General features: G+C 65.5%; 22 protein-coding genes. 19 read left to right on the plus strand and 3 right to left on the minus strand.

The features are described 5' to 3' along the window. Positions 1–40 precede the first annotated feature (40 nt). The 14 genes from VN706_16905 to VN706_16970 all read left to right on the plus strand — a co-directional run bounded on the left by VN706_16905 (position 41) and on the right by VN706_16970 (position 14,514). Positions 41–1,969 (plus strand): heavy metal translocating P-type ATPase, encoded by a 1,929-nt coding sequence (locus VN706_16905; protein HXT17321.1) that lies wholly within the window; start codon positions 41–43, stop codon positions 1,967–1,969. Between the two features lie 192 nt (positions 1,970–2,161). Next, entirely contained in the window at positions 2,162–3,571 is a 1,410-nt protein-coding gene (locus VN706_16910; GenBank protein ID HXT17322.1) for a hypothetical protein, read from the plus strand. 71 nt (positions 3,572–3,642) lie between these two features. Continuing rightward, positions 3,643–4,155 (plus strand): hypothetical protein, encoded by a 513-nt coding sequence (locus VN706_16915; protein HXT17323.1) that lies wholly within the window; start codon positions 3,643–3,645, stop codon positions 4,153–4,155. Positions 4,156–4,228: 73 nt separating this feature from the next. Then, on the plus strand, positions 4,229–6,220 hold the full coding sequence (gene nosZ / locus VN706_16920; GenBank protein HXT17324.1) for a Sec-dependent nitrous-oxide reductase: 1,992 nt from the start codon (positions 4,229–4,231) through the stop codon (positions 6,218–6,220). Positions 6,221–6,282: 62 nt separating this feature from the next. Continuing rightward, complete coding sequence (locus tag VN706_16925) at positions 6,283–6,909, plus strand: hypothetical protein (GenBank protein ID HXT17325.1); 627 nt, start codon at positions 6,283–6,285, stop codon at positions 6,907–6,909. Then, the gene (locus VN706_16930) at positions 6,906–7,340 is read left to right on the plus strand and encodes a nitrous oxide reductase accessory protein NosL (GenBank protein HXT17326.1); all 435 of its coding nucleotides are present in this window, start codon (positions 6,906–6,908) and stop codon (positions 7,338–7,340) included. The genes VN706_16925 and VN706_16930 overlap by 4 nt, the downstream gene beginning before the upstream one ends. Beyond that, positions 7,340–8,572: a nitrous oxide reductase family maturation protein NosD gene (locus VN706_16935; GenBank protein HXT17327.1), complete on the plus strand. Its 1,233-nt coding sequence runs from the start codon at positions 7,340–7,342 to the stop codon at positions 8,570–8,572. The genes VN706_16930 and VN706_16935 overlap by 1 nt, the downstream gene beginning before the upstream one ends. Then, on the plus strand, positions 8,569–9,279 hold the full coding sequence (locus VN706_16940) for an ABC transporter ATP-binding protein (GenBank protein ID HXT17328.1): 711 nt from the start codon (positions 8,569–8,571) through the stop codon (positions 9,277–9,279). The genes VN706_16935 and VN706_16940 overlap by 4 nt, the downstream gene beginning before the upstream one ends. Further along, positions 9,276–10,070, plus strand: coding sequence for an ABC transporter permease subunit (locus tag VN706_16945; GenBank protein ID HXT17329.1), 795 nt, complete (start codon positions 9,276–9,278; stop codon positions 10,068–10,070). The genes VN706_16940 and VN706_16945 overlap by 4 nt, the downstream gene beginning before the upstream one ends. A 35-nt stretch (positions 10,071–10,105) precedes the next feature. Further along, the gene (locus tag VN706_16950) at positions 10,106–10,561 is read left to right on the plus strand and encodes a plastocyanin/azurin family copper-binding protein (GenBank protein HXT17330.1); all 456 of its coding nucleotides are present in this window, start codon (positions 10,106–10,108) and stop codon (positions 10,559–10,561) included. 175 nt (positions 10,562–10,736) lie between these two features. Further along, entirely contained in the window at positions 10,737–11,378 is a 642-nt protein-coding gene (locus tag VN706_16955; protein HXT17331.1) for a YceI family protein, read from the plus strand. 223 nt (positions 11,379–11,601) lie between these two features. Continuing rightward, positions 11,602–12,675, plus strand: a complete 1,074-nt coding sequence (locus VN706_16960; GenBank protein HXT17332.1) for a multicopper oxidase domain-containing protein — start codon at positions 11,602–11,604, stop codon at positions 12,673–12,675. A 19-nt stretch (positions 12,676–12,694) separates the two neighbouring features. After that, positions 12,695–13,843, plus strand: a complete 1,149-nt coding sequence (locus tag VN706_16965; protein HXT17333.1) for a sensor histidine kinase — start codon at positions 12,695–12,697, stop codon at positions 13,841–13,843. A gap of 8 nt (positions 13,844–13,851) precedes the next feature. Then, the gene (locus VN706_16970) at positions 13,852–14,514 is read left to right on the plus strand and encodes a response regulator transcription factor (GenBank protein HXT17334.1); all 663 of its coding nucleotides are present in this window, start codon (positions 13,852–13,854) and stop codon (positions 14,512–14,514) included. Here the strand turns inward: VN706_16970 and VN706_16975 are convergent. Beyond that, positions 14,469–14,771 carry a hypothetical protein gene (locus VN706_16975; GenBank protein ID HXT17335.1) on the minus strand — a complete coding sequence of 101 codons (303 nt, stop codon included), beginning with the start codon at positions 14,769–14,771 and terminating at the stop codon, positions 14,469–14,471. The two genes, VN706_16970 and VN706_16975, sit on opposite strands and share 46 nt — an antisense overlap. Between VN706_16975 and VN706_16980 the strand changes: the two genes are divergently transcribed. From VN706_16980 to VN706_16990, 3 genes are read left to right on the plus strand one after another with little or no spacing between them, the layout of a single operon-like run. Then, positions 14,676–16,229: an ATP-binding protein gene (locus VN706_16980; protein HXT17336.1), complete on the plus strand. Its 1,554-nt coding sequence runs from the start codon at positions 14,676–14,678 to the stop codon at positions 16,227–16,229. The two genes, VN706_16975 and VN706_16980, sit on opposite strands and share 96 nt — an antisense overlap. Before the next feature lie 25 nt (positions 16,230–16,254). After that, positions 16,255–16,710 carry a pyridoxamine 5'-phosphate oxidase family protein gene (locus VN706_16985; protein ID HXT17337.1) on the plus strand — a complete coding sequence of 152 codons (456 nt, stop codon included), beginning with the start codon at positions 16,255–16,257 and terminating at the stop codon, positions 16,708–16,710. Positions 16,711–16,758: 48 nt separating this feature from the next. Further along, positions 16,759–18,000 carry an acetate kinase gene (locus VN706_16990; GenBank protein HXT17338.1) on the plus strand — a complete coding sequence of 414 codons (1,242 nt, stop codon included), beginning with the start codon at positions 16,759–16,761 and terminating at the stop codon, positions 17,998–18,000. Here the strand turns inward: VN706_16990 and VN706_16995 are convergent. Then, positions 17,978–18,490: a cupredoxin domain-containing protein gene (locus tag VN706_16995; GenBank protein HXT17339.1), complete on the minus strand. Its 513-nt coding sequence runs from the start codon at positions 18,488–18,490 to the stop codon at positions 17,978–17,980. The genes VN706_16990 and VN706_16995 overlap by 23 nt on opposite strands. A 112-nt stretch (positions 18,491–18,602) precedes the next feature. Between VN706_16995 and VN706_17000 the strand changes: the two genes are divergently transcribed. Further along, positions 18,603–18,914 carry a hypothetical protein gene (locus VN706_17000; protein ID HXT17340.1) on the plus strand — a complete coding sequence of 104 codons (312 nt, stop codon included), beginning with the start codon at positions 18,603–18,605 and terminating at the stop codon, positions 18,912–18,914. Positions 18,915–18,968: 54 nt separating this feature from the next. On the opposite strand, the gene VN706_17005 is transcribed toward VN706_17000, so the two are convergent. Continuing rightward, positions 18,969–22,142, minus strand: a complete 3,174-nt coding sequence (locus VN706_17005; protein HXT17341.1) for a hypothetical protein — start codon at positions 22,140–22,142, stop codon at positions 18,969–18,971. A 137-nt stretch (positions 22,143–22,279) separates the two neighbouring features. On the opposite strand from VN706_17005, the gene VN706_17010 reads away from it, so the two are divergent. Then, positions 22,280–22,876: a Uma2 family endonuclease gene (locus VN706_17010; GenBank protein HXT17342.1), complete on the plus strand. Its 597-nt coding sequence runs from the start codon at positions 22,280–22,282 to the stop codon at positions 22,874–22,876.

Consider the following 22,876-nt stretch of genomic DNA (forward strand, 5'->3'; position numbering starts at 1 on the left):
GCCGTTCGCATGTCCTCGAGCTCTGGAGCCATGCCCAACAATGTCTAGACGCGCACGCACGTTCTCGCTGGGCCTGACGCTGGGGACCCTCGCCGCGGGCGCGGCACTGTACGTCACTGGCCGCGCCGACATCGCACGGCTGATATGGATGATCGGCGTCGTCGTCACGGGTGCGCCGGTCGTCGTTCGCACCCTGCGTCAGGCGCTGCGCGGGCGACTGGCGACGGACATGGTGGCGTCGCTCTCCATCATTGGAAGCGTGGCGCTCGATCAGCCGTTCGCCGGCTTGATCATCGTGTTGATGCAGACCGGCGGCGAAGCGCTCGAGCAATATGCCGAGGGTCGCGCGTCGGCCGCGGTGCGCGCGCTCGAGGATGCGGCGCCGCGCATCGCGCACGTCGTGCGTGACACGAGCGTCGAGGACGTGCCGGTCTCGCAGGTCCGTGTGGGCGACGTTCTACTCGTTCGCGCCGGCGACGCCGTGCCGTGCGACGGCGTCGTGATCGACGGCGAGTCGGAGCTCAACACATCGTCGCTCACGGGCGAAGTCGCGCCGGTACGCGCGACGGCCGGTGTCAGCGTGATGAGCGGCTCCATCAATGGCGACGGCGCATTTCGCATGGGTGCGAGCGCGCCGGCCGAACGCAGCCAATATGCGCGGATCGTGGAGCTCGTGCGCTCGGCGCAGTCGAGCAAGGCGCCGCTGCAGCGTCTCGCGGACCGCTACGCGATCTGGTTCACGCCGGTCACGGTGCTCGTCTGCGGGGCGGCGGTCTGGATCACACACGACTGGATGCGCGCGCTCGCGATTCTCGTCGTGGCTACACCGTGTCCGCTCATTCTCGCGACACCGGTCGCGATCATCGGCGGCATCAATCGCGCGGCGCGCCGGTTCATCATCGTGCGTCACGGTGGCGCGCTCGAGCGTCTCGCGGTCGTGGATGCCGCCGTGTTCGACAAGACCGGTACGCTCACCATTGGAAAGCCGTCGTTGGATCGCGCGAACGTGATGCCGCGATTCGATCGCGACACCGTGCTTCGCTACGCCGGTGCGGTCGAGCAGGAGTCGAGTCACTTGCTGGCGCGCGTGCTGGTGGACGCGGTGCACGCCGACGGTCTGGGTATTCCGCGCGCGGTCGGCGCGACCGAGACGCCGGGCCATGGCGTGCGCGGGCAGGTGGACGGGCACGACGTGCGCGTCGGTGCGCGCGCGTTCGTCGTACCGTATTGCGAGAACGGCGTGATGGATGCCGCTCGCCTCGAGCGAGACGATACCACGCTGCGCGCCTATATGAGCATCGACGGCGAGCTCGCTGGCGTATTCGAGTACGCCGATCGCATACGACCCGAGCTGCCCGCGGTCTTGCGCGCGCTCCGGAACGCCGGCGTCCGGCGCGAGGTGCTGCTGTCCGGCGACCATGCGCCCATCGCGCGCGCGGTTGCCGCCACCGCGGGCATCACGGAGACGCACGGCGATCTGTTGCCCGTCGAGAAGGCGTCGTTCGTCGAGCGGCTGCAGGCGGAAGGGCACGTGGTGATGATGATTGGCGACGGGATCAACGATGCGCCCGCACTGGCCGCTGCCGACGTCGGCGTCGCGCTGGCCGCGCATGGCGGCGGCATCACGGCGGAGGCGGCGGACGTCGTGCTGCTCGCCGATTCGCTCGACCGCGTCGTCGACGCGATCGGCATCAGCCGCCGCACGATGCGCATCGCGCGGCAGAGCATCATCGCGGGTTTGAGTATGAGCGGCGTCGCCATGCTCGTTGCCGCGGTCACCAATCTGCCGCCGGCGATCGGCGCGGGCGTGCAGGAAGCGATCGACGTCGCGGTGATTCTCAACGCGCTGCGGACGTCGATGGCGCCGCGCGGGCCGCGCGAGGCGTTGAATGACACCGCCGGCCGGCACACCGGGAAACCTTCGCATGCACGTGGCGATCTCCGACCGGTTTCGTCGCTTCGCGCATAGCGTCGGCCAGCGCGTGCGACGCGAGGCTGTGGGGAATTCCCTCACAAAAAAACAAGCATCCCCGCACGTGCGCGACCGCTATTGCCCGACGGAATCCCCGGTTGGCGAGCCGTAGCTTCGGATCAGATCGAGCGAGGCGCGCCGCCGAGTGGCGGCACCCCGTTCGACTGAATCCCGACCGGAGGAACTACCATGCTACGCCTCAAGACTCTCAGCTTCGCAGCCGCCGCGACCCTGGTCGCCGGACTTGCGATGGCCCAGCAGCCGTCGATGAAAATCGCGAGCGCCACCGTTGCTCGCGTTGCTACGGACAGCGTCAAGCCGGACAGTGCCAAGAAGGACCCCAAGATCAATCCGCAGTCCGTGACCTTGTACCGTCCGGCGGAGATCGATCACATCCGTCCGGCCGACATCCGCGGTCTCAACATCTTCGAGCCGCCCAAGCAGAGCACCGTGCCGTTCACGGGCTTCGCGCTGTCGCTCGGCGGTGCCTTCACGCAGGAGTTCCAGGGCCTGGACCACACGAACGCCGCGCTGTCCGCCCTCACGAACGGTGTGAATGCGAATCAACTCATCGCGATCGGTCACGGCTTCAACAACGCGGTCGCGAACCTGAACGTGAACGCGCAGATCGCGCCGGGGATCCGCGTCGCCATGACATCGTATCTCTCCGCGCGTCATCACCAGGAGAGCTGGGTGAAGGACGGCTACTTCCTGATGGACGAGTCGCCGATTCACACCGCGCTGCTCGACGCGCTCATGAAGAACGTCACACTCAAGGTTGGTCACTTCGAGATCGACTACGGTGACGATCATGCGCGCCGCTCGGACAACGGCAATTCGATGTACAACCCGTTCATCGGCAACTCGATCCTCGAGGCGTTCACGACCGAGATCGGCGGCGAAGTGTTCTACCGTCCTGGCGATCTCATCGCGATGTTCGGCGTGACCGGCGGCGAAGTGCATGGCCAAGTCACCGCTCCGGGTGCGCGCAGTGCCTCGGTGCTCGGCAAGCTCGGATTCGACACCAAACTCGACGAAGGCGTCCGCGTCCGCCTGACCGGCAGCTTCTACTCGAACAACAAGTCGGCGAGCAACACGCTGTTCACCGGCGATCGCGGCGGCTCGCCCTTCTATGATGTGCTCGAGAACACCGCGTCGACCGAAACCACCAACGCGTGGTCGGGTGAGATCCGCCCCGGGTTCTCGAACAAGGTCAATGCGGAAATTCTGAATCCCTTCGTCAAGATCGGCGGACTGGAATACTTCGGCAGCTATGAAACCGCCCGTGGCGGAGCATTCACCGAACCGAAGCTGCGCAACCTGCGTCAGTTCTCGAGCGACCTGCTGTATCGCTTCGGCGGCGGCGAGCGGTTCTACGGCGGCGCGCGGTATCTCACGCTCAACGGGCAGATGCTGCCAAGGGTCTACACGGATCAGAACGTGAACCGTTGGGAGCTCGGCGGCGGTTGGTTCGTGACACCGAACGTGCTCGCCAAGGCCGAATGGGTGACGCAGGAGTACAACAACTTCCCATCGAACAACATCTACAACGGCGGCAAGTTCAACGGTTTCATGATCGCGGGCGCCGTGGGCTTCTGATCGACAACTCACCTCTGCGGAATCCCTGCCGGGCGGTGTCCGGCAGGGATTCGACTATCCGGGAGCGGAACATGTTCGGACGAGTCATGATCGTGCTCGCGTGCGCGGCCGGCGTCTGCGCCGGACGGAGCGTACACGCGCCGTCGGCTTTGACGTCTCGGTGCACGTACGACGCATGCGCGCTCAACATCGTTCCGAGGCTACGCGGACTCGACGTGGTGCGCGGCGATGCCGAAGAGCGAGTCGCGACGCTCGACTTTCTCTGGCCGCGCTCCGTGAATGCGGCGTTCGGGGGCAGTGCGCAGGCCGAGCACCACGCATCGCGCGCGTTGTCGATCCGGCGAATTGCGTCGGTGATGACGGATGTCGGCGGCTTGGTTGCGGCGGCGGCCGCGATTCGCGCGGCGGAAACTCCGCAACATCGCCGCGTTTCGGTGGGAATTTCGCTCGGCGGCATCGCGCTGCTCGGCGCGTCGGTCCTGCCGCAATTCGCGGCGGACACCGAGCTCAGTCGCGCGGTGCGCGACTACAACAGGCAGTTCGTCAGCAAATCACCTACAACACTTCCCGACATCGCCCGATAGAGCGGGATCGTCGCTCGACGAACCTTATCAGCACGGCTTTGTCCGCATTTCTCACACTCGGGTGCGCAATCCCATGAGACTCTCTACTCAACGCTCGTTGTTGCTGGCCGCGGTTGCGGTCGCCGGCGTGATCTACGCGTGTACGCCGCGCGCGAAAACCGCCAGCCTCGCGGCGTCGGACGCCGCGTCAAAGGTCTACGTGCCGCCGGGCAGCTACGACGAATTCTACGCGTTTCTGTCCGGTGGATACAGCGGCCAGGTGTCCGTGTACGGCCTGCCGTCCGGCCGGCTGCTCAAGCTCATTCCAGTTTTCTCACAATTTCCCGAAGACGGCTACGGCTACAACGAAGAGACCAAGCCGCTGCTTCAGACGACGTACGGCTTCGTGCCGTGGGACGATTCGCATCATCCGGAACTGTCGCAGACGAACGGCGTGCCGGACGGCCGCTGGCTCTTCATCAACGCGAACAACACGCCGCGCGTCGCGCGTATCGACCTGACGCGCTTCGAGACCGACGAGATCCTCCAGATCCCCAACTCGGCCGGCGGCCACGCGTCCCCGTTCACGACGCCGAACTCCAAGTACGTCGTGTCGGCGACGCGGTTCAGCGTGCCGATCCCGAACACCGACGTCGCGATCGATACGTACAAGCAAAACTTCAAGGGCACGATCACCTTCATGACGGCCGATCAGCCGGGGAAGATGGACATCGCGTTCCAGATCCTGATGCCCGGCTACAACTACGATCTCGGCCACGCCGGCAAGGGCCCGTCCGATGGGTGGTTCTTCTTCACCTCGTACAACACGGAGCAGGCGAGCACCAAGCTCGAGGAAAACGCGTCCCAGAACGACAAGGACTACGTCGCGGCGATCAACTACAAGCGCGCCGAGGAATGCGTGGCGCAAAACAAGTTCACGACGCAAACCACCGAGTATGTCCACAACTGGGTGGACCAGGCGTCGCGGGCAGCCAAGTCGGAAAAGAAGACGAGCGTCAAGCTCATCAATCCGTCGCAATGCCCGGGCATCGCGTACTACCTGCCGACGCCCAAGTCGCCGCACGGCGTGGACATCGACCCCACCGGCGAATACATCGTGGCCGGCGGCAAGCTCGCCACGGTCATTCCAGTCCACTCATTCACGAAGCTGCAGAAGGCGATCGCCGACAAGGCGTTCGACAAGGAAGTGGACGGCATTCCGGTGCTGAAGTACGACGCGGTCATCGCCGGCGAAGTGCAGAAGCCGGGGCTAGGCCCCCTGCATACCGAGTTCGACGGGAAGGGCTACGCGTACACGTCGATGTTCATCTCGTCTGAAGTCGTGAAGTGGAAGCTCGGCACGTGGGAAGTCGTCGATCGCATTCCGACCTATTACTCGATCGGCCACCTGTCGATTCCGGGAGGCGACTCGAAGCAGCCGTGGGGCAAGTACGTCCTGGCGCTGAACAAGATCACGAAGGACCGCTATCTCCCGACCGGCCCCGAGATGGCGCAGTCGGCTCAGCTGATCGACATCAGCGGCGACAAGATGAAGCTGCTGCTCGATTTCCCGACGATCGGCGAACCGCACTACGCGCAAGCGCTGCCCGCAAGTCTGATCAAGGACAAGCAGATCAAGTTCTTCAAGCTCGCCGAGAACGCCCACCCATTCGCGACGAAGGCCGAGTCCGAGGGCGGCATCACGCGGACGGGCAAGCGCGTGGACGTCAAGATGATCGCCATCCGCAGCCACTTCGCGCCGGACAATCTCGAAGGCGTGCAGGTGGGCGATACGGTCTACTTCCACGTCACCAACATTGAACAGGACTGGGACATCGAGCACGGATTCGCGGTGCTCGGGCAAAACAACTCCGAGCTGATTCTCAATCCTGGTGAGACGCGCACGCTGCAGTGGATTCCCAAGACACCGGGCGTCTACCCGTTCTACTGCACCGACTTCTGCTCGGCGCTGCATCAGGAGATGCAGGGCTACGTCCGCGTGTCGCCCGCCGGTTCGCCGGTGAAGCTCATGGCGAACGTCAGCAAGAAGACGCAGGCGCAGCTCGTCGAAGCCCAAAAGCATTAAATGCGGAATTCCGAGCGGAGGCGCGAAGCGCCGAAGCGAGGAACAATCACAGGGATTTGAAGATGTCTAATATATCGAGACTGCTCCTCGCGCTCGCGTCGGGCCTGTTGCTTGCCGCGCTCGCACTGCCCCTTTGGCGCGTTCAACTCGTCGCGCCGCAGTACCCGGAAGGACTGGGCATGGAGATTCACGCGCAAACCGTGCGCGGCGCGGCGGAGCAGGATCTCGGGAACATCAACGAGTTGAATCACTACATCGGCATGAAGACGATCGAGCCGGCCGCGATTCCCGAGCTGCGAATCATCCCGTGGCTCATCGCCGGATTGTCGGCGTTCAGCCTGGTCGCCGTCATCACCGGCAAGCGGGCCGTCGTCTGGGCGTGGCTCGCGTCCTTCGCCGCGCTTGGGCTCGTGGGCATGTGGGATTTCTGGCACTGGGAGTACTCCTACGGCCACGACCTCGACATGGTGCACGCCATCATCAAGATCCCGGGCATGAGCTACCAGCCGCCGCTCATTGGAACCAAGCAACTGCTGAATTTCACGGCGAGCTCGTGGCCCTCCACCGGCACGGCGCTCATCGGTGCCGCCTTTCTCCTCGGCGTCGTGTCGCTCGTCTTGCATCACGGCCCGACCCGCCTGAATCCCGCGGCGGCGACGCGAGCCGCGCTTCGCGAGGCCCGCGCGTGAAGCGCGCGACGCGAAGCCGTCTCGCGCGCGCGGCCGTGCTGGTGCTCGTCGCGGCCTGCGCGGCCGGCGGGCCCGACGCCATCCTCTACGGCGTCGACGCGTGCGCGTTCTGCAAGATGCAGATCGCCGAGCAGCGGTTTGCGGCGGAAGTCGTGACCAAGCATGGCAAAGCGGTCAAGTTCGATTCGATCGAATGCCTGCTCGCCTATCTGCACGCCGCAAAGGCGAACGAGCAACCGGAGTCAGTGTGGGTTTCAGATTTTCGTAATCCGGGCCGCCTGCTCGACGCGTCACAGGCGCGCTTCATCGATCTCGGACCGCAGCGCGCGCCGATGGGTCGCGGGTGGGCGGCGGTCGCGACGGCGCGCGACGCGGCCGCCGTCGGTGTGATCGACGCCGGCGCCATCAAACGCTGGGCGGAGCTGCTCTGATGCTTCGCCGCGCACTGGTGCTCAGCTTCGTCGCGATGGGGCCCGCCGAAGCGCAGCGGACCGTTGACGTCGGCGCGACGTACGCGCATCGCACCATCGCGAGCGCGATCGCCGCGGCCCACGACGGCGATACCGTCCTCGTGCACGCCGGACTCTATCGCGAGCCGCTCGTCGTCATCGACAAGCCCATCGCACTCGTCGGCGACGGTTGGCCGGTGCTCGACGGGGAAGGGAAACACGGCCTGGTGCTCGTCACCGGCCCCGCCGTCACCGTGCGCGGGCTCGTGCTGCGCAACGTCGGCACGAGCTTCGTCGAGGATCGCGCGGCGCTGCGAGTGAGCGAGACGCACGGGTGCGTCATCGAACACAATCGCCTCGAGAACGCATTCTTTGGGATCTATCTCGCCAACACGACCGACTGCCGCGTCGCCGACAACGTCATTCACGCGAACGGCACGCGGGAAACGGAGTCGGGAAACGGTATTCACCTCTGGACGTCGCGCCGCATCACGATCGAGCGCAACGAGATCTCGGGCCAGCGCGACGGGATCTACTTCGAGTTCGTGCACGACAGCGACATCCGCGGCAACCTCAGCGAACGCAATCTGCGGTACGGCCTGCATTTCATGTATTCCGACGACTGCCGCTACGTGGACAACACGTTTCGGCACAACGGCTCGGGCGTCGCCGTGATGTACACGAAGCGCGTGCGCATGACCGGCAACCGGTTCGAGGACAACTGGGGCGCCGCCGCGTACGGACTCCTCCTCAAGGAGATCAGCGACGCGACGCTCGAGCGAAACGTCTTCGCGCACAACACGGTTGGCCTGTTCGCCGACGGCGCCAATCGCCTTCAGGCGATCCACAACGACTTTCGCCGCAACGGCTGGGCGGTGCGCCTCGACGCCAGCACGCTCGACGGCCGCTTCCGCAGCAACAATTTCATCGGCAACAGCTTCGACGTCTCCACGAACAGCCGCGAGCCGTCGACGACCTTCACCGGCAACTACTGGGACGGCTACCGCGGCTACGATCTCGATCGCAATGGCGTCGGCGACGTTCCGCATCGCCCCGTTCGGCTGTTCTCGGTGATCGTCGAGCATCAGTCGCCCGCGCTCATCCTCATGCGTTCGGCGTTCGTCGAGCTGCTCGAGAACGCCGAGCGTGCACTTCCCTCACTCACGCCGAACGCACTGGTCGACTCCACTCCCGCCATGAGGCCCATTCCGTGATCGAGTTCTCCGGCATCACCAAACGCTTTGGGCGGCTCGACGTGCTGCGCGGAGTGAACCTGCGCGTCACACGCGGCCGTGTGTTGGGTATCGTCGGTCCGAACGGCTCTGGTAAGACAACGCTCATCAAACTTTTGTTGGGACTCGCGCACCCAACGTCGGGCGACATCCAGATGAACGGCGTATCGATCGTCGCGGGCGAATCATACCGCGCGGCCATCGGCTACATGCCGCAGATCGCGCGTTTCCCGGAGAATCTGAGTGCCCGCGAAGTGCTGGCGCTCATCCGCGACCTTCGGCGCACCGCGCCGGCCATCGACGAGGAGCTTCTTTCGAGCTTCAATCTCGCCGAGCAGCTCGACAAGCCGTTGCGTACGCTCTCGGGCGGCACACGGCAGAAAGTGAACGCGTGCCTCGCGCTGTTGTTTCGCCCGTCGCTGCTCGTCCTCGACGAGCCGACCGCCGGTCTCGATCCGCTCTCGAGCGCGTTACTCAAGGACAAGCTCCTTGCGCGCCGCGCCGAGGGGGCGACGGTGATCGTGACGTCGCACATCATGAGCGAGCTCGAGGAGCTGTGCGACGACGTCGCGTTTCTGCTCGACGGCGTGGTGCGGTACGTCGGCCCTGTCGCCGACCTCACGGCGCTCACGCGCCAGGCAACGCTCGAGCGGGCGATTGCCGCGCTCATGATCCGGGAGGTCGCATGACCGCGACCGTCGCCAAGTTGATCCGCATTCAGACGGCGGACGTGCTGCGCAGCCGATGGATCGCTCTCTACGCCGCGTTCTTCCTCTGTCTGACCGAAGGCTTGCTGCGATTCTCCGGCGGCGACGCGCGCGCGGTGCTCAGTCTGGGAACCGCGGTGCTCATGGTCATTCCGCTCGCGTCGCTCGTGCTGGCGACCATCTATGTCTACAACGCGCGCGAGTTCACCGAGCTGCTGCTCGCGCAGCCGATCCACCGTTCGTCGCTGTTCACCGGCTTGTATCTCGGCCTGTCGCTGCCGATGGCCGTGGCCTTTCTCGCCGGCGTCGGCGTGCCGTTCCTGACGCGCGGCGGCGCCGAGCCGGACGTGCGCGGTGCCCTCGCCATGCTGCTGGTCGTGGGTGCATTGCTCACGTTCGTGTTCACCGCGGTCGCGTTCTGGATCGCCCTCCGCACCGAGGATCGATTGCGCGGCGTCGGCATCGCGCTCGGCGTGTGGCTGCTCGTCGGCGTGCTGTACGACGGGATGGTGCTGCTGGGCGTCGCGCTCTTCTCGGACTATCCGGTGGAGCGAGCGCTGCTCGCGCTCACGCTCGCGAATCCCATCGATCTTGGGCGCGTGCTGCTTCTTCTCACACTCGACGTCGCGGCGCTCATGGGATACACGGGCGCCGTGTTCGAGCGGTTCTTCGGCGGCACCGGCGGCGCATTGCTCGCGCTCACGATGCTGCTCGTCTGGACCGCGGTTCCCATCGCGGCCGGCGCACGACGCTTCCGCCGCCGCGACTTCTGAACATTCTAACACTCCAATTCACAGGACATCCGACCATGTCTGCCTCTCGTTCCCCGTTCATCATCCTGTCGGCGGCTACGCTCGCCGTGCTTGCCGCCTGCGGCGGCGAATCGAAGCCCACCGCGGCGTCATCGAGCGCCCCGCCCGCGGCGGCCGCGGCGCCCAGCGGTCCGCAAACGCCCGATCCCGGCGGCAAGGTGGTCGTCGTCGAGCTCTCGAGCGACGCCAACGGCAATTACTTCAAGCCGGCCGAAGTTCATGTCAAGCGCGGCGACGTCGTTCGCTACACGCTCAAGGTTGGCGTGCACAACGTGCACTTCCTGGCCGACTCGAACGCGGGAAAGTCGGGCTTCCCGGCGTCGCCCAGTGATTTCCTGCAGCTCCCGGGGCAGACGTATGACGTGCTCGTGCACCTCGACAAGGGGTCGTACTACTTCCAGTGCGATCCACACGCCGCGCTTGGCATGAAGGGGCATCTCATCGTCGAGTAGCGCGCGCGAAGGAGCGCGTCGGGGATTCCCCGGCGGTAGAGGCGGCGAAGGCGGACACAGAATCAGCGCATCACCGACATATCCGCCACGATCGAAATCCGATCTTCAATGCAGTTCGATGACGCAGCGTGACCGACCGGCGCGACCGCGGCATCGAGAGATCGAGGGAGATCGTATGAGGACCGCCATTCGTTTCGCCGCCGTCACTGCCTCTACCGCCGCGCTCCTGCTCGTTGCCGCAGCCGCCGGCGCTCAAAATACCGCTCGCGTGAACGTGTCCGCCGACAGCAAGCTGTGGATCGACGGCACGTCGAACTTGCACGACTGGAGCTGCAAAGCCGACAAGATCGACGCGGCGATCGACATGGACGTCGCGGCGGCCGCCTCGATGACCGTCACCGCGCCAAAGGCGGTGAAGAAGGTGGAAGTCAGGATTCCCGTGAAGGCGCTCCACTGCAATCACGGCGGCATGGACGGCAATGTTTATAAAGCGCTCAAGGCCGACCAGGCGCCGGACATCAGCTACATCCTGGCGACGCTCGAGGCGGTGCCGGGCGACAAGGACGAGATCACCCTCAAGACCGAAGGCACGCTGACGATCGCGGGGAAGGAGAACAAGATCTCGATGACCATCGAGGCGGTGCGGCTCGCGGACGGCACGCTCAAGGCGAAGGGTGTGGTGCCGATCAAGATGACGGACTACGGCATTCAGCCGCCGACGGCGATCTTCGGGCGGCTCAAGACGGGGGATGAGGTGAAGGTGAACTTCGAGCTGAACGTGGGGGCAAAAGCGATCGCCGCGCTGAACGAGCGGTAAGCGGTCGCACACCGTTGTCATCCTGAGCGAAGCGAAGGACCTCTCTCCTCGGTGGAAAGGGGTCCTTCGTCGCTTCGCTCCTCAGGATGACAACTCACGCTGCGCTCCTCAGGACGACGATGTGAGGGATTCCCCGACCGCTTTTCCACCAACCCCCGACACAGCCCGCCCCTGACGCGCCGTAAACTCTTCCCTGTCAAACCAAACCGCACACGAACCGACCATGTCCGACCTACTCAATAAGTCCACCGATCGCCGCTCGTTTCTGCGCAAAGGCGCGACTGCCGCGTTCGCCGCGGGGATCGTCACGGCCTGCAAGCAGGACGCGGCCGCGAAGTCCGCGACGCAAGCGCCCAACGGTCAGACCGGCGGCACTATGGGGCCGCACGACACGATGTCGGGCGCCACGGCCATGTCGACGGCCGACGCCATGGACGCCATGCACGAGAAAGGCATCAAGGCGTTTCCGGCGAAGACGGCCGGCAAGGGCAACCAGCCTCTCGCCCCGACGCTCGACAAGGGCGTGAAAGTGTTCGAGCTCACCGCGAAGAAAATCCAGTGGGAAACGGAGCCCGGCCACCTGGTCGAGGCATGGGCCTACAACGATCAAGTGCCCGGACCACAGATTCGCGTCAAGGAAGGCGAACGCGTGCGCGTCATTCTACACAACGAGCTGCCCGAGTCGACGGCCGTGCACTTTCACGGACTCGAGCTGCCGAACGCCATGGACGGCGTGCCGTTCATCACGCAGCCGCCGGTCAAGCCTGGGCAGAGCTTCACGTACGAGTTCGTCGTGCCCAACGCGGGCTCGCACATGTATCACTCGCATCACGACTCCGCCAAGCAAGTCGGACTTGGACTGCTCGGTGCGTTCATCGTGGAACCGAAGAATCCGCTGCCCATCGAGAAAGTGGATCACGACTTCGTGTTCATCCTGAACGACGGCGCGCACGGCTACACGTTCAACGGCAAGAGCTTTCCCGCCACGGATCCGCTCGTTGCCAAGCTCGGTGAGAAGATTCGCATCCGCTTCATGAACGAAGGGATGATGATTCACCCCATGCACCTGCACGGCATGCACATGACGGTCATCTCGAAGGACGGCTGGCCGCTCGCGAGCCCGTGGAAGTGCGACACGCTCAACGTGGCGCCGGGCGAACGGTGGGACGTCGTCGTCAACTGCAACAATCCGGGCACCTGGGCGTTCCACTGCCACATCCTCCCGCATGCCGAATCGGAGCATGGTATGTTCGGGATGGTGACGGCCCTGGTGGTACAGAATTCGTTAAGTACCTAACTGCTACTTATTCGTCGTCATGGCCGTCACCGTCTCCGTGAACCCAGACTCCGCGCCACGCCCGCTGCCACGCCCGCTGCCTCGCCCGCTGCCACGCACGCGCACGATCGCGCGCACGCTTCCCCGCACGGTGCCGCTCTTTCGGGGGCAGCCGCGCAGCGCCGCGAAGCCGAGCATTCGGCTCGCGGCGCTCCGCGTGCCGCTCGTCGCGAAGCTCGTCGGCGCCAACCTGCTCGTGCTGTCGGTGCTCACTGTCGCATGGATGGCCGCGGGCGGCGCGCTCTCCACTCGCGTGGCGCTCGTGCTGATCGCCGTCGGGGCGGCGCACTTTGCGCTCGTCGTCGTGGCGCTTCGGCCAATTAGAGATCTGGAAACAGTCGCGTCGCGCGTGTGGCACGGCGATTTCGGCGCGCGCGTCGCCAAGTCGAGCGTCGCCGACAGCGAAGTGCTGCGCGTGGGCTCGATGTTCAACATTCTGCTCGACGGGCTCGCGTCCGATCGCGCGCGGCTCCGCACGCTGGCGAGCGAAGTGATCGCGGCGGGCGATCGCGAACGCGCGTCGATCGCTCGCGAGCTGCACGATTCGACCGCGCAGCGCATCGCGGCGCTGGTGTTGGAGCTGTCCGTCGCCGTGCGCGACGAGCATGATCCCGCGCTGCGCAGTCGCCTGCTCGCCGCGCAGAATGCGACGCAATCCATCCTCGAGGAAGTGCGGTTGCTCTCGCACACCATGCATCCCGCGGTGCTGGACGATCTCGGTCTTGGCGCGGCGCTGCTGAAGCTCGCACGCGATGCATCGAACGGAAACGGCATCGACTTCGACGTGAACGCTACGCGGCTTCAATCGCGACTGCCGCGGCATGCCGAGGCGGTGTTGTACCGCGTGGCGCAGGAGGCGGTGCGCAACGCGGCGCGCCACGCGAAGCCGAGCCACATTCGCATCTCCGTCGACGCGGATGGCTCGGTCGCGACGCTCGAGGTGAGCGACGATGGCATTGGATTCGACCTGAACGACGCCGACCGGCGCCGGCAGGGCATGGGACTGACGTCGATGCGCGAGCGCGTCGGACTCGTCGACGGCTGGCTCGAGATCAAGACCGCGCCGGGCAGCGGCACGACCGTGAGCGCGAACGTGCCGCTACGGCCGGCCCCCGACGCGCTACATTAGGAGGACGTATGACAGGCGACGTGATTCGTGTGGTTCTGGCGGATGACCACGCCGTCGTGCGCGCCGGGCTCAAGGCCGTGCTTGGCGCCGCGCGCGACATCGACGTGATCGGCGAAGCGAAGAACGGCCGCGAAGCGGTATCGCTCGCCGAACGCTTCAATCCTGACGTCGTCGTGATGGACTTGGGGATGCCCGAGCTCGACGGCACGGCGGCGACGAAGGAGATCGTTGCCAAAGGGCTCGCGGCGCGCGTGCTCATCCTCACGATGCAAGCGGAGGAAGACTATCTCGTTCCGCTCATGGAAGCCGGTGCGGCGGGCTTTCTGGTGAAGAGTGCCGCCGATCGCGAGCTCGTCGACGCGGTTCGTGCGGTCGCGCATGGCGACGTCTACGTTCGACCAGCGGCGGCGCGCGTCCTGGCGAAGAATCTCACGAAGAAAGACCCCGCGGCGACGGAGCGCGAGCGCTTCGAGAAACTCACGCAGCGTGAGCGCGATGTGCTCCGGCTCGTGGCGCAAGGCTATTCGGCGCCCGAGATCGGCGAGAAGCTGTTCATCAGCCCGAAGACAGTGGACACCTACAAGCAGCGCATTCAGGAAAAGCTTGGGCTGTCCCACCGCTCGGACTACGTGCAGCTCGCGCTCAAGCTGGGGTTGCTCGCGGAGGTGTAGGCCTGCTCGCCTCGATCCTGATCGCGCTCGCCGCGGCGGCGCTCATCGTCGCGCAGTCCGCCTATCTGCGCTGGCGCCTGCGCTCTCAGCATGGGATCGAGGATGAGCTTCGCGCGTCGGAGGCCAAGTTCTCGGGCATTCTGGCCATCGCCGCGGACGCCATCGTCACCGTCGATCAAGCGCTGCGCATCATCCACTTCAATCGCGGCGCCGAGGAGATCTTCGGCTACGCCGAAAAGGATGCGCTCGGCCGGCATTTGAATATTCTCATACCCGCGCGCTATCGCGCGGGCCACGACGCGCACATGGAGCGATTCGCGCGCGCGCCGGAGACCGCGCGCCGCATGGGCGAACGCCGCGCCATCTTCGGCTTGCGGAGCAACGGCACCGAATTTCCGGCCGAGGCGTCGATCTCCAAGCTCGTGGCACCCGACGGGATTCTGTTCACCGTCGTGATGCGCGACATCACCGATCAGAAGCGCAAGGAAGAGGACGAGCGGTTTCTCGCCGACGCCGCGCGTGAGCTCGTGCAGACGCTCGACCTCGCGACGACGGTGCGGACGATCGCCGACCTGCCCGTGCCGCGCCTCGCGGACGCGTGCATCGTCGATCTCGTTCCGGAAACGGGCGATGCCATGCGCCGCACGGCGAGCACGCGCCAGCGCGCGGAATTGACGCCGGCGCTCGAAGCGCTCGCGGCCCACCCGCTCACGTACGATTCCCCGTCCCCGATCATCGACGCCATTCGGCGCAATCGCCCTGAAGTGGCGGAGCACATCGATGACGATTGGTACGAGGCGAACGCCGACCTCGACGCCGTGCCGCACTGGCAGGCGCTCGCCGCGCGATCGATCATGATCCTACCGCTGTTCGCGGCGGGCGAGACGTTCGGCGCCGTGACGCTGCTGCGGACGGACGAACGCGCCTATGATGCCGAAGCGAGATCACTCGCCGACAAGTTCGCCGCACTCGCCGCGACGACACTCGAGAACGTGCGACTGTACGGCGTCGTGCAGCGCGCGAATCACGCGCGCGACGAAGTGCTGGGCATCGTCTCGCATGATCTGCGCAATCCGCTCAGCGCGATCGCGATGTGCGCGCGCGTGCTCGAGGAGAATCCGCCGAACGCGCCGGCCGAGCGGGTCGCGATGCTCCACACCATTCGCGAATCGACGGAATGGATGAATCGTTTGATTCAGGATTTGCTCGACGTGGCGAGCATCGAGCGTGGCGGGCTCTCGCTCGAGATTCGGCCGCTGGAGCCCTCGCAGCTCGTGCTGCAGGCGCGGCACATGTTCGAGCTCGAGGCGCACGAAAACGGCATCGCGCTCGACGTCGATTTGCCGACGGGACTTCCGCTCGTCGCCGGCGATGGCGGTCGTATCGTTCAAGTACTCGGCAACCTCGTCCGCAACGCCATCAAGTTCACGCCGAGCGGGGGGCGTATCGTGCTCTCGGCGGCGCGGCGTGATGGGGCGGTGGAGTTTGCCGTGAAGGATTCGGGGCGGGGGATCAGTTCCGAGAATCAGACACGCATCTTCGATCGCTATTGGCAGTCGTCCGACGGCGCGCGCGCGCGCGGCTCAGGACTCGGCCTCTCGATCGCGAAGGGAATCGTCGAGGCGCACGGCGGACATATTCGCCTTGAAAGCGCGCGTGATGCAGGCAGTTTGTTCGCGTTCACGGTGCCCGCGTCCGCGGCGCCGATCACGTGAACGCGACTTGAATCGGGAGCTCGGTATGGCGCTCACCTCACGACCCAGGTTCGGCGAGTTGCCGGCTCACGATGCGATCGCGCTGCTCGGGCGCAATCACGTGGGGCGGCTGGCGTTCACCTTTCACGATCGCGTGGACATCGAACCGATTTCGTACGCGTACGACGAGCGTTACATCTACGCGCGCACGTCGCCGGGCACGAAGCTCACCACGATGCAACATCACCCGTGGGTGGCGTTCGAGGTCGATGAAGTGGAGGGGCAGTACGATTGGCGCAGCGTGACCGTGCGCGGGGCGCTGTACTTCCTCGAGCCGGCGGGCAGCGATCGCGATCGTGAGGCGTACGATCACGCGGTGGAAGTGCTGCGCGCGGTGGATGCGGAAGCGTTGACGGCGGGAGATCCGGCGCCGCACCGGACGCGCGTGTTTCGCATCTTCGTCGACGAGTTGACGGGGCGGCAAGCGACGACATCCACATAATTGTCATCCTGAGCGCAGCGACGGATCCCGGTCGACGCGATACGCTCTATGCACATCCTCGTACTGAACGTCGGCTCGTCGTCGCTCAAGTTCCAGCTCATCGACACCGACGCCGACGCCATCGCGGCGCAGAAGGACCGTCGATTGGCGCGCGGACAGATCGAACGCATCGGCGGCGAGGCGATTCTCACGCTCGAGGCGGAAGGACAGCGCGCCGTCAAGACCACGGCGTCGATTCGCGATCACGCGAATGCCGTGGAGCACGTGATCTCCTGGCTCACGAGCGACACGTCGGGGGTGCCGATCGCGAGCGTCGCGGAGATCCAGGCCGTCGGGCATCGCGTCGTGCACGGCGGCGAGCGGTTCTCGCAGTCGACGCTGGTGACGGACGACGTGTGGCGCGCGCTCGAGGACCTGATCGATCTCGCGCCATTACACAATCCTCATAACCTGCGCGGCATCACGGCGGCACGAGCGGTCGTCGGGCCGGGCATTCCGCAGGTCGCGGTATTCGATACGGCGTTTCATCACAGTTTGCCCGAGACGGCGTATCTCTACGCCATTCCGTATCAGTACTACCGCCGTTATCGCGTCCGGCGATACGGATTCCATGGGACGTCGCATCGCTATGTCGCCTATCGGTACCGCCAGCTCACCGGCAAGACGCGCGAGCAGACGAAGATCATCACGCTGCACCTGGGGAACGGTGCGTCAGCGTGCGCGATCTCGGCCGGCGAGTCGGTGGATACGAGCATGGGCTTCACGCCGCTCGAGGGGCTGGTGATGGGAACGCGCTCCGGCGATCTCGACCCGGCGATTCTCGACTTCGTCGCGGCGAAGGAAGGCATGACGTTCCGCGACGTCGACAACATGCTCAACAAGCAGTCCGGGCTGCTCGGCGTTTCGGGGCTGACCGCCGACATGCGAGAGCTGCTCGCGGAAGAAGGCGAGCATGCCGATCGCCGCGCGCGATTGGCGATCGACCTTTTTTGCTATCGCGTCCGAAAGTACATCGGTGCGTACCTCGCGACGATGAATGGAGCGGACGCGATCGTGTTCGCGGGCGGGATCGGCGAGAACGCGCCGGAGGTGCGCGGACGCATCTCTGACGGGCTGAGTTGGCTGGGTGTCGAGGTCGACGCCGCGCGAAACGCCGCGATGCGCGGCGGCCTGGAAGGGCGCATCGATGCCGAGGGCTCGCGCGTTCAGGTCTGGGTGATTCCGACGGATGAGGAATTGCTCATCGCGCGCGATACATGGCGCGTCGTCAGCGGCTCGGAGCTGCCGTAGCAGTCGGCCCCGCGGGCGTGACCGCGGACGGCGCCAACACGACGAGTTGTCCCCACATCATCGGCAGGTGGCTTTGCACCGCGCATTGGAACGTGTAGATGCCGGCGCGGCGCGCGACGTACGTGGCTGTGGTCGTTTTCTGTCCCGGCAGCGAAACCGCGAAATCGGGAAGGATGAAGGAGTGCACGTCGTCTTCGGCGTTGATGAAGGTGAAGTCAATCGTGTCGCCCTCGATCACGGTGATCGTGCTCGGGCTGAACGCGTACACTTCCTTGCCGTCGAGCACGCCTCCCTTGGCGAAGTCTTCCTTGAGGAAGGGCAGCACGCCTGACTGTTCCTTGACGAGGAGTGGAACGGTCGTGACGGTGATCGCGCGTGCTTGCGGCGTGTAGTTCGTGCGTCGTGAAGACGGTGCGTTCGGCGTGCACGCGGCGCCGAGCGCGGCGCTGGCGATGAGGACGATGAGAGGTTTGCGAAAGCGTTTGCGCATGACCAATGATATGACGGATCTCTTAATGCTGATTGCGAGCCGACTGTTTCCGATTGGCACGCACGCTGCCCATGTAGGCCGGACTGAAAACCAGCCAACCCATGGAGCCGAAATGCAGCATCGACTCGAGACGTTCGCAATGAGCCTGTCGACCGTCGCGATGATTTGCGCGGCGGCGTGCGGACACAGCAGCAACGCCAACACGACCGCGAATTCGGCGGGCGGCGACCTTGCTCCGCCCGCGTCGAGCGTGAGCGCACCGGCGACGACCGACGTGAGCGCGGATACGACGCAGGATCATCACAGCAAGTTCAAGGGCGCGCTCGTCGGCGCCGCGGCCGGCCACGTACTCGGCCACCATGCGTTGGCGGGCGCAGCGGTCGGTGCTTTGGTTCAGCATGAGCGCAACAAGCATCCTCGATAGAGTCCCGCTTTCGCGCGGCGCGACGATATTGTCGCGCCGCGCGAAAGCAGGAGATCACTCGCAACTCGGCAACTTGATCGTTCCGTCCGGCAGCTTCACCGTTCCACCGCGGGTCTTGACCGCGGTGGTGACACGAGACCACGCCGCCGCGACGGTCGCGAGCTCCTTGCACGTCGCGCGATACGCCGCGAGCGCCGCAACCGTCGGCGCCTGATCGGCATTGTCCTGCGCGTTGAGCTGCTGCACGAACGCGCCGTTCAGCCCGCGGAAGCTCGGCGTGGCATTGCCGCCGCCGCCGCGGCCACGACCGCGGCCCGCGTCGAGACCGCGCACGGTATCGAGCTGCGCCAGGAGCAGCGCATTCCCCGGATTGTTCTCCGCGGTGAGCGATTCACGCAGCGCCGTCGCCAGGCGATGGCCTTCATACGACGCCTGCACGCCCTGCCAGACCTTCATCTCGAGCGCGTGCTGTGCGCGCAGCGCGACCGCGGTCGCCGGAGACCGCGGATCGTTCCGGATTGTTAGAGTTTGGGTATAGGTATGGCCGTCCGCCGTGAGCTTGAGCGTGTACGTCCCCGGCAGCGCGAGCGGGCCTTCCGGCGACGCCGGCGTTTGACCCGGGTTCGCGTTGATCTCGAACGAATGTGTGAACGTATTCGGTGAATCGTACCGCAGATCCCAATTCGTCCGATTGCCGCCCGCGTTCTTCGAGAGCGCAAACGGCGGCGCGACCCAGAAATTGGGATGCGGTGGACGCGCCGCTTCGGCCACCGGCGTACCCGGCGCGCTCGTCATGTGGCGCACGAGAGCGCCCGACGCGTCGAGCACGTCGAGTGTGACGTCGGACGACGGCGCGCGCGCGAGCCAGTAGTCGATGATCGCGCCATCCGGCGGATTCAACGCGTGCGGCACCTCGGGCGGGAACGGCGTATCGGCGCCGACGTTGCGGCGCACGCGCACGGCCTCGCCCGGCTTGAAGAGATGCGCCGCCTCGCTGGCGACGGCCGCGCTCATCTGCCTGAGCGGCGTGATGTCGTCGAGCACCCAGAAGCCGCGGCCGTACGTCGTGACGACGAGATCGTTGTCCTTGATCACCGCGTCCCGATACGACGTCGTCGGCAGATTGTTCTGCAGCGACTGCCAGTGCTCCCCGTCGTCGAATGAGACGTACATCCCGCTCTCGGTGCCGGCGAAGAGCAGTCCCTTGCGCTGCGTATCGTTGCGCACGAAACGCGCGAAGCTTCCGCCTGGCTGATTCACCGGCAGGCCGTTCGTGATCTTCGTCCACGTCTTGCCGTAATCGTGCGTGCGGTAGATGTACGGGGTGAAATCACCGACGCGCGCGAGATCGACGATCGCATACGCCGTCGCCGCGTCGAAGTTCGACGCTTCCACCGCGAAGATTTCAGCGCGCGGCGCGAAGGGAATGTTCGGGATCGATACATCGTCCCATTTCTTGCCGCCGTCGCGCGTGACCTTGATCAACCCGGTGTTGGTACCGACCCAGATCAAGCCCGCACTCACAGACGACAGCGACATCGACTGAATGCCGCCCGTCGGCTGAAGGCCCGGGCCGGCGCCCGGCGTCGGCGGTGCATCGCTTCGCACGGCGAGATCGGGACTGATCTCCGTCCAGTGCGCGCCGCCGTCGATCGTCGTCCACACCGACTGGAATCCCGCGACGAGCATGTGCTTGTTCCACGGCGCGAAACGGATCGGCTGATCGCTCGTCGCGCGCAGGCGATGCGATGGATCGACTTGCGGGCTGATGTTGATCCACTGCTCGCTCGGATAGGAGATCTTCACGATCCCGCTGCCGCTCGCGAAGACCGTATTCGGGTCGAGCGGGTCGGGCATCACCGTGCCCCACTCCCACCCGGGCACCGGATTCCAATCGAGCGGCGTGATCGCGCCCAGGTTGCCGCGCGACCGGGTGCGAATGGCGCCCGCGTCCTGCTGGCTCCCATAAACGTAATAGGGGAAGCTGTTGTCGGTCGCGAGATGATAGATCTGTTCGGTCGACTGATTGTACCACGAGCTCCACGTGCCGCCGCCGTCGAGCGAGACGATCGCGCCCTGATCGTAGCCGAAGAGAATACGCTGGCCGTTCGTCGGATCGATCCACATCTGCTGCGGATCGTCGCCGCCCGGCGCGCCCTTGAAGCCGGTGAACGTGCGGCCGCCATCGTGCGACACGTAGCTCGACGTGTTCAAGGTGTACACGAGATCGGGATTCTGCGGATCGACGTACACGCCGCAGTTGTAGCCGCCCTGGCCGTTGCGAATGCGCGGATCGTCGGAAGCCATCTGCCGCCACGTCGTGCCGCCGTCGTCGGAGCGATAGAGCCCTTCGTCCCCGATCGTGTACACACGCTGGCCGCCGCTGTTGTTCGCGACGGAAATCCACATCTTGCCGGTGAGACGATTCGGCAGTCCACCGCCGGTGATCTCCTTCCACGTTGCGCCGCCGTCCACCGACTTGAAGATCTTCGTGCTCGTCGGTCCGGTGCGTTGATTGCCCCGGCCGAAGCCGCCGCCACCGCCAAAGCCGTTGTTCGCCGGCGGCGGTGTGTAGTGCGCCACGGTCGTCACGAACACCACGTTCGGCGTGTCGTACGCGCGCGAGATGCGTTGCGCGCCCGTGCTGTCATCGACGAAGAGCGTCTGCGTCCACGTCGCGCCGCCGTCCGTCGTGCGATACACGCCGCGATCGTGACTCTTCTCGTGCACGTTGCCTTGTGCCGCGATCAACACCTCGTTGGCGTTGCGCGGATGCACCGACATCGACGGAATCTGTTTCGTCGCCTCGAGGCCGAGGTGCCGCCACGTGCGCCCCGCGTCCGTGGATTTGTAGACGCCGTCGCCTTCGTTCACCGATCCACCGGTGATGATGTCACCCATGCCGGCGTAGACGACGTTCGGATCGGACGGCGCGACGTCCACCGAGCCGACCGATGAGATGTCTTTCATACCGTCGGTGAGTGGAAACCACGTCGCACCCGCGCTGGTGGTCTTCCAGATGCCGCCGCCGGGCGTGCCGATGTAGAACACACCGGGCTGACCGATCGCGCCCGCCACCGCCGCCACCCGGCCCGCGCGGAACGGACCGAGGTTGCGCCACGTGAGTGACGAGTACATACGAGGGTCGACGGGATTTTGCGCGCGCGCGATTGGTGCCAGTGTCGCGCAAGCGAGCGTGAGCTGCGAGAGCGTCGAAAAGATGCGCATGATTTTGGAGTTCGAGACCTAGGCAAGATACAGCTACGGCCCGAAATCGCACGATGACGGCCGGGTCGCCCCGGCGACACACCGCATGGCATGTCCCGTTGCGGCCCTTGCGAAATTCACCGACCGCCGAGCAACCTATGGGTATGCCAGCCCTGCAGCGCCGTTGGACCGCTGACGACGTGTCCGCGCTCATCGACGACGAGTGCGCGTGGCCGCGCTACGAGTTGCTCGATGGAGAGCTGCTCGTGACGCCCGCGCCCGAGCCGTCGCATCAGTTCATCGTCGGTGAAGTATTCGCGATGTTGCACGCATATCTGGAACGCGAGCCAATCGGGATCGCGTTCACCTCGCCGGCCGACATTCGTCTGCATCCGGAATCGCTGCTCCAGCCGGACGTCTTCATCGTTCCCGCGGGCACCCGGATCGCCGGCAAACGACTTCGCTGGCCCGACGTCAAGTCGCTGCTGCTCGCCGTCGAAATACTCTCGCCGTGCACCGCACGCGACGATCGCGTGAGGAAGCGCGACTTTTATTTGAACTCCGGCGTCGGCGAGTACTGGATCGTCGACTCGGACGCGCGGCTCATCGAGCGCTGGACGCCGTTGGCCGAGCGGCCCGAGCTCATCCGCGATCATTTCAGGTGGTCGCCGCCGGGAGCCAAGCCGCTCGACGTCGACGTCGCGGCGCGGTTTGAGCGTTTGATAAAGACCGGCGCGCTGCCGCGACTCCTGTAG

The organism is Gemmatimonadaceae bacterium, assembly GCA_035606695.1.
In the GTDB taxonomy this organism is placed as follows: domain Bacteria; phylum Gemmatimonadota; class Gemmatimonadetes; order Gemmatimonadales; family Gemmatimonadaceae; genus JAQBQB01.